Source organism: Luteibacter sp., assembly GCF_036499525.1.
Classification (GTDB): Bacteria; Pseudomonadota; Gammaproteobacteria; order Xanthomonadales; family Rhodanobacteraceae; genus Luteibacter.
Window position 1 is genome coordinate 45,720 of the sequence record NZ_DASYDO010000055.1, and the last position, 7,168, is coordinate 52,887.

The 7,168-nt window shown below is 64.7% G+C and carries 6 protein-coding genes and 2 tRNA genes; 5 read left to right on the forward strand and 3 right to left on the reverse strand.

Translation table 11 applies throughout. The annotated features are described in order from the left end of the window. Nucleotides 1-101 precede the first annotated feature (101 nt). Genes VGM71_RS10405 through VGM71_RS10415 form a run of 3 tightly spaced genes read left to right on the forward strand, consistent with a single transcriptional unit; the run spans nt 102 to nt 2,628 of the window. The gene (locus VGM71_RS10405) at nt 102-1,220 is read left to right on the forward strand and encodes an MFS transporter (RefSeq protein ID WP_331544775.1); all 1,119 of its coding nucleotides are present in this window, start codon (nt 102-104) and stop codon (nt 1,218-1,220) included. Nucleotides 1,221-1,240: 20 nt separating this feature from the next. Then, nucleotides 1,241-1,861 carry an HAD family phosphatase gene (locus VGM71_RS10410; protein WP_331544777.1) on the forward strand — a complete coding sequence of 207 codons (621 nt, stop codon included), beginning with the start codon at nt 1,241-1,243 and terminating at the stop codon, nt 1,859-1,861. Then, nucleotides 1,858-2,628 carry a DeoR/GlpR family DNA-binding transcription regulator gene (locus VGM71_RS10415; protein WP_331544779.1) on the forward strand — a complete coding sequence of 257 codons (771 nt, stop codon included), beginning with the start codon at nt 1,858-1,860 and terminating at the stop codon, nt 2,626-2,628. The genes VGM71_RS10410 and VGM71_RS10415 overlap by 4 nt, the downstream gene beginning before the upstream one ends. 139 nt (nt 2,629-2,767) lie before the next feature. On the opposite strand, the gene ppsA is transcribed toward VGM71_RS10415, so the two are convergent. After that, a complete protein-coding gene (gene ppsA, locus VGM71_RS10420) occupies nt 2,768-5,140 on the reverse strand; it encodes a phosphoenolpyruvate synthase (protein WP_331544781.1) in 2,373 nt (790 codons plus the stop codon). Nucleotides 5,141-5,328: 188 nt separating this feature from the next. Between ppsA and ppsR the strand changes: the two genes are divergently transcribed. Both ppsR and VGM71_RS10430 read left to right on the forward strand, forming a co-directional pair. Then, the gene (gene ppsR / locus VGM71_RS10425; protein WP_331544783.1) at nt 5,329-6,144 is read left to right on the forward strand and encodes a posphoenolpyruvate synthetase regulatory kinase/phosphorylase PpsR; all 816 of its coding nucleotides are present in this window, start codon (nt 5,329-5,331) and stop codon (nt 6,142-6,144) included. 30 nt (nt 6,145-6,174) lie between these two features. Further along, entirely contained in the window at nt 6,175-6,654 is a 480-nt protein-coding gene (locus VGM71_RS10430; protein ID WP_331544785.1) for a DUF1249 domain-containing protein, read from the forward strand. Nucleotides 6,655-6,889: 235 nt separating this feature from the next. On the opposite strand, the gene VGM71_RS10435 is transcribed toward VGM71_RS10430, so the two are convergent. Then, nucleotides 6,890-6,966 (reverse strand) — tRNA-Asp (locus VGM71_RS10435). A 70-nt stretch (nt 6,967-7,036) separates the two neighbouring features. Continuing rightward, a tRNA-Glu gene (locus tag VGM71_RS10440) sits at nt 7,037-7,112 on the reverse strand. Nucleotides 7,113-7,168 lie beyond the last annotated feature (56 nt).

Sequence of the window (7,168 nt, forward strand, 5' to 3'; positions counted from 1 at the left end):
TTGTACAGGTGTCCGGAGGGCGGCGCAAGAGGCGAGGTGATTTGCACGTTGTTGCACGATTTCGTACAGTGATGCGCACTCTCTCCCCGCAAGGAAGCCCCATGCGTCCCGCACGAGCGACCCGCCTCATCTTCCTCCTCTCCGGCATCGGCATGGCCAGTTGGGCGCCGATAGTTCCCTACGCGAAGGCCAGGCTGGGCCTCGACGAGGGCACGCTCGGCCTGGTGCTGCTATGCATGGGTTGCGGTGCGGTGGTGGCGATGCCGCTGGCAGGTTTTCTCACCCATCGCTACGGAAACCGCGACGTGATCGGTGTCAGCGCCTTGCTCGTGTGCGTGGCTTTGCCCTTGCTGACGATCGCGCCGAACGCGTACTGGCTGGGCGCCGCACTGCTGTTCTTCGGCGCGTCGCTGGGTGTCGTGGATGTAGCCATGAACGCGCATGCGGTGGATGTCGAGACGCATGTCGGCAAGCCGATGATGTCGGGTTTCCATGGCCTCTTCAGCGTGGGTGGCCTGGTCGGTTCGGCAGGCATGGCCGCTTTGCTGAAAGCGGGTGCGCCCCTCACGGCTAGCGCGCTGGCCGTGTCGGGTGGCTTGCTGGCGATCGTGGCCACGCAGTGGCGGCACTTCATCGTCCGGCTGCACGATACGGGCGAAACGCATTCCATCTTCCGCCTGCCTTCCGCCGCCGTGCTCCTGCTCGGTTTCCTCTGTCTCGTGGTGTTCCTGGCCGAAGGCGCGATGCTGGACTGGAGCGCGGTTTTTTTGCGTTACTCACGCGGCTTCGATCCTTCGCTGGCTGGTCTGGGCTATGCGGCGTTCTCCATCGCCATGGCTTGCGGACGCCTCCTCGGCGATCGCATGACGGCCTCGGTGGGGCCGGTGACGATCGTGCGCGGCGGTGCCTTCCTCGCGGCGCTGGGTTTCTGCCTCGCCACCGCGCTGCCCTGGGGGCCCATGGCGCTGCTGGGCTTCGTTCTCGTCGGCATCGGCGCGTCCAACATCGTCCCAGTGCTGTTCAGTGCCGCCGGCCGCCAGCCCCATACTTCGCCGGGCATCGCCATCGCCACGGTGACGTCGCTGGGCTATGCGGGCATGCTCGCGGGGCCGGCGGCGATCGGTTTCGTGGCCCAGCAAAGCAGCCTTTCCATCGCCCTTGGCGGCGTGGCCGCCTTGCTGGTCGTCGTCTCCGCCTGCGCGTCCATCGCGCGGCGTTAACTGTTACAGGGGGAACCACCATGCACAGCAAGCGCGATGTCGTGATCTTCGATTTCGGCGGTGTCCTGATCGACTGGAACCCGCGTTACCTCTACCGCAAGCTGTTCGGCGACGACGAGGCGGCGATGGAAACGTTCCTTGCCGAAGTCACTACGCCGGAATGGAACCTGCAGCAGGACGCGGGACGCTCGTGGGACGAGGCCGTGCGCCTGCTCACGGCGGAACACCCCACCAAGGCGGAACTCATCGCGGCCTACCAGCACCGCTGGGAGGAGACGCTCGGTGGGCCCATCGACGACAGCCTGCACATCCTGCGCGAGCTGAAGGAAGCGGGGCATCCGCTTTACGGCCTCACCAACTGGTCGCAGGAAACCTTCCCGGTGGCGGTGGAGCGCTTCGACTTCCTCGCCCTGTTCGACGGCATCGTGGTGTCGGGCAAGGAGGGCATGGTGAAGCCCGATCCGAAGCTTTATGAAACCCTGCTCGAGCGTTACGACATCGATCCGTCGTGCGCCGTCTTCATCGACGACAACAAGGCAAACGTGGAAGCCGCGGAAGCCCTTTGCATCCATGGCATTCACTTCCATACGCCGGTTCAGTTGCGCGCCGAACTGGTGGAACTCGGATTCCTACCGCGATGAACGCGACGTTCGACACCACGCTGCCGCGCGAGCGACAGCAGCTGATCCTCGAGCGGCTGGGGCGCGACGGCAAGGTGGTGGCCACTGATCTCGCCCTGGAGTTCCGCATCTCGGAGGATTCCATCCGGCGCGATCTGCGCGACCTCGCTGCACGGGGATTGTGCCGGCGCGTGTACGGTGGTGCCTTGCTCATGCAGCATGTGGCGCCGCTGGACGAGCGTCATCGCGAGCGGGCGGAGTTGAAACGCACCCTCGCGCGCGTCGCCGCGGGGTTGGTCGGGGAAGGACAGATCGTGTTCATCGATGCCGGCTCGACCAATACCGCACTGGCCAAGGCGCTACCGGATCATCGCGGCCTCACGGTGGTGACCAATGCGCCGGACGTGGCGATGGCGGTGCTTGGTCGCCCCGGCTTCGAGGTGATCCTGCTTGGCGGCCGCGTGGATCCGCGGATCGGCGGCGCGATCGGTTCGCGCACGGTGCGCCAGGCGCAGGACATCCGCGCCGACCTGTGTTTTCCCGGGGTATGCGCTATCGATCCCGAACGTGGGTTGTGGACCTTCGACGAGGAGGAGACCGTGTTCAAGCAGGCCATCATCGAGGCCAGCGGGGAGACAGTGGCCATCGCCACGCCGGACAAGCTGGTGGCCTCGGCGACGCACCATACGGTGCCGGTGGCGGGTATCGCGCACCTGGTGGTGTCCACCGATACTGATCCGGCGATGCTGGCGCGCTATCGCGCGGCAGGTGTCACCGTACACATGTAGGAGCGCGCCCTGCGCGCGACATGTTTTAAGGCCGTGACATGGAGCTGGCGCGTGAACTCGCGGACAGAGGCGAAAAGATGTCGCGCGCAGGGCGCGCTCCTACAAAAAAACGGCGGGCCTTAGCTCGCCGTTTCCTGTATCAACCCGCCTTTTTCCTGGCCAGGCGCAACCACGTATCCACCACGGTATCCGGATTGAGCGACATCGATTCGATGCCCTGTTCCATCAGCCACTCGGCAAGGTCCGGATGGTCTGAGGGGCCCTGGCCGCAGATGCCCACGTACTTGCCCTTTTCCCGTGCCGTGCGGATCGCCATCGCGAGCAGCTTCTTGACCGCCGCGTCGCGCTCGTCGAACAGGTGGGCGACGATGCTCGAATCGCGGTCGAGGCCGAGGGTGAGCTGGGTGAGGTCGTTCGAACCGATCGAGAAGCCGTCGAAGATGTCGAGGAATTCGTCCGCCAGCAAGGCATTCGACGGCACTTCGCACATCATGATGACCTTCAGATCGTGCTCGCCCTGGACCAGGCCGTTCTTGCGCAATACGTCGACCACCTTGCGGCCTTCGTCCAGCGTGCGCACGAACGGGATCATCACCCAGACATTGGTGAGGCCCATCGTTTCGCGCACGTACTTCACGGCCTTGCACTCGAGCGCGAAGGATTCGGCGAAGTCCGGATCGACATAACGGCTGGCGCCGCGGTAGCCGATCATCGGGTTCTCTTCGTGCGGCTCGTAGCGCGAGCCGCCGAGCAGGCCGGCGTATTCGTTGGACTTGAAGTCGGACAGGCGCACGATCACCGGTTTCGGATACACCGAGGCGGCGATGGTCGCGATGCCTTCGCCGAGGCGGTCCACGTAGAACGAGACGGGATCCTTGTAACCGGCGATGCGCGTGTCGATGCGCGCCTTGGTCTCTGCGTCCTGCTTCGCGTATTCAAGCAGCGCCTTGGGATGCACGCCGATATGGCTGGCGATGATCATCTCGAGGCGGGCGAGGCCGATGCCGGCATTCGGCAGCATGCCGAAGTCGAACGCGCGCTCCGGGTTGGCCACGTTCATCATGATCTTGAGCGGTGCCTCGGGCATGGCACCCAGGTCGGCGGTGATGCGTTCGAACTTCAGGATGCCTTCGTAGATCGTACCCGTATCGCCCTCGGCGCAGGACACGGTGACGTCGGCACCGTCCGGAATGGTATCCAGCGCGTTACCGCAACCGACCACGGCCGGGACGCCGAGCTCGCGCGCGATGATCGCGGCATGGCAGGTACGGCCGCCCCGGTTGGTGACGATCGCCGCGGCACGCTTCATCACCGGCTCCCAATCGGGGTCGGTCATGTCGGCCACCAGCACGTCGCCGGGCTGCACCTTGTTCATGTCGGAAAGCGAGCGGATGACGCGGGCCTTGCCGGCACCGATCTTCTGGCCGATGGCGCGGCCTTCGGTGAGCACCTTGCCCTTTTCGCCAAGCTGGAAGCGCTCCAGCGTGGTGGCATGGGAACGGGACTTCACCGTTTCCGGACGCGCCTGCACGATGTACAGCTTGCCGGTGTGGCCGTCCTTCGCCCATTCGATGTCCATCGGGCGGCCATAGTGCTTTTCGATGACCAGGGCCTGGCGCGACAGCTCTTCCACGTCGGCATCGTCGATGCAGAAGCGATGACGGTCCTGCGCCGGGGTTTCCTCGATGCGCACACGTTCGCCCGGCTGGTCGGAATAGACCATGCGCTGCTGCTTCGCACCCAGGCTGCGGCGGAGCACCGCCGGCTTGCCGTCGCGCAGGGTGGGCTTGAACACGTAGAACTCGTCCGGATTCACGGCGCCCTGCACGACCATCTCGCCGAGGCCGTAGGAACCGGTGACGAACACCACGTCGCGGAAGCCGGATTCGGTGTCGAGGGTGAACAGCACGCCAGAGGCGCCGACGTCGGAGCGCACCATCAGCTGCACGCCGGCGGAGAGGAACACGTCCTCGTGCTTGAAGCCCTGGTGCACGCGGTAGGCGATGGCGCGGTCGTTGTACAGCGAGGCGAAGACTTCCTTCACCTTGTGCAGCACGTCGTCGATGCCCACCACGTTGAGGAAGGTTTCCTGCTGGCCCGCGAACGAGGCGTCGGGCAGGTCTTCCGCGGTGGCGGAGGAGCGCACGGCCACGGCGATGTCGGTGGCACCGGCGTCCTTGCAGAGCTTGATGTAGGCCTCGCGGATGGCCTGCTCGAGGTCGGCGGGCAGGGCGGTGTCGACGATCCAGCCACGGATCTCCTTGCCGCCGCGGGTCAGTTCGTCCACGTCGTCCACGTCGAGGATGGAAAGGCGCTCCGCGATGCGCTTCGCGAGGCCGCTCTTCTCGAGGTAGGCCTGAAAGGCGTCCGCCGTGGTGGCGAAGCCGCCGGGCACGGAGACATCCAATTTCGCCAGGTTGCCGATCATCTCGCCAAGGGAGGCATTCTTGCCGCCCACCTTGCCCAGGTCGGTCATGCGTAGCGCGTCGAGCCAAAGTACCAGGTCGCTCAAAGGGAAGTCCTCACATCGGTTCGTCGGATCGGCGGCGGGCCGCGCTTGAAAATCCGCTTATTGTCGTGGGGCAGTCGGCGCAGAAACAAGGCGCGACGCACCAACGTTCAGCGATCATGCGGGGTGGATTGTCATGGTGGCGTCTTGAGCTATGGTGGTTCCATGGACCACCGCAGGGAAAACGCCCGATGCGCCGCACCGTGTTCTTCATCTCCGATTCCACCGGTATCACGGCCGAAACCATCGGCAACAGCATGCTCGCCCAGTTCGAGGGGGTCCAGTTCGATACCCACCGGCTGCCCTTCATCGACAACCCCTCCAAGGCCGAGGCGGCCTGCCTGCGGATCAAGACCAAGTACGCCCAGGACGGCCAGCGCCCCATCGTGGTCAATACCATGACTTCCAGGAATCTTTGCGACATCGTCGCCGGCAGCGGGGCGCTGATGCTGGACGTGTTCGCCCCCTTCATCGAGCCGCTGGAGGCGGAACTGGGCGCGAAGCAGTCCGGTGCGGTGAACCGCTCCCATGGCCTGGTGGATTTCGAGCGTTACGAAGCCCGCATCGAGGCGACTAACTACGCGCTGGCCCACGACGATGGGCTGGACGTGGATTACAACCAGGCCGACGTGGTGCTGGTGGGCGTGTCCCGTTCGGGCAAGACCCCCACCTGCCTCTACATGGCCTTGCATTACGGGGTCTGCGCCGCCAATTACCCCCTCACGGACGACGACCTCGACAAGCTCGAATTGCCGATGCGCCTCCGCCCTTATCGAAGCCGGCTGTTCGGGCTCACCATCGATCCCGTCCGCCTGGCGCAGATCCGCGAGCAGCGCCGTCCCGGCAGCCGCTACGCCACGTTGAAACAATGCCGTTGGGAACTGGAGCAGGCCGACCGGCTGATGCGACGGGAGAACATACCGGTCCTCAACACCACGCATACGTCGATCGAGGAAATTTCAAGCAAGATCTTCGAATACCTCGGTATCGAGCGCCACATGTACTAGACGAGAACCTCACGGAGCAACGCCACACTCATGACTGCCGTCATCGAACGCCCAATCGCCCTCATTCCGGGACGCTTCGAGTTCCTGATGGGCCTGTACGCGGAGAACTACCACCGCCTGGCGCGGTTGTTCGCGCCGCAGCGGCTGGCACCGGGGCGATACGTTTCCGACGTGGACGACGGGCTGAAGGTGCTTCTGGACGTGCAGGAGAAGCACCCGTACACGCTCGAACTCGAGCTGACCTACGACTTCCTCGACGAGACCACGGGCCAGCGGTCGCCGTCCGCGCAGCTGCGCATGTATACCGATGCGCACGTGGCCGAGGCCATGCACTGCCATCCCGGACGCAAGCTGTGGCAGGTACTGGGCCCGTTCCCGCCCGCACACACCGTGCTCCAGCACCGCCTGCGCATGAACGGCTTCCTCAGCCGCTGGCTGGAATACCTGGCGGAGCAGGGGCATTCGATCGGCACCCTGGAGCGCCTCGACGGCGAAAAAGCGCCGTTGTAGGAGCGCGCCCTGCGCGCGACATCTTTTCGCCCCGATCGACAACCTTGCGCGCCAGCTCGGGGGTGACGGCCCCAAAACATGTCGCGCGCAAGGCGCGCTCCTACCACCGAAGCAGGTCAGGACCACCGAACGCAGGCCAGCACCAACCAAAGGCAGGTTGGTACCACCGAAGGTGGGCGAGCACGAATCCAAGGCAAAAAAAATCCGCCAGACGGCGGATTCTCTTTGGAAGTAATGGCGGAGCGGACGGGACTCGAACCCGCGACCTCCGGCGTGACAGGCCAGCATTCTAACCGACTGAACTACCGCTCCACACTACTTTCCAACTTCCAACAACAAACCAACTTCCTTAGTCCTTTACACTCTCCGGCGGACCGGAAAGTGGCGTCCCCACGGGGATTCGAACCCCGGTCGCCACCGTGAAAGGGTGATGTCCTAGGCCTCTAGACGATGGGGACGTACTAGAAGTTGGTGGAGCCAGCCGGGATCGAACCGGCGACCTCCTGCATGCCAT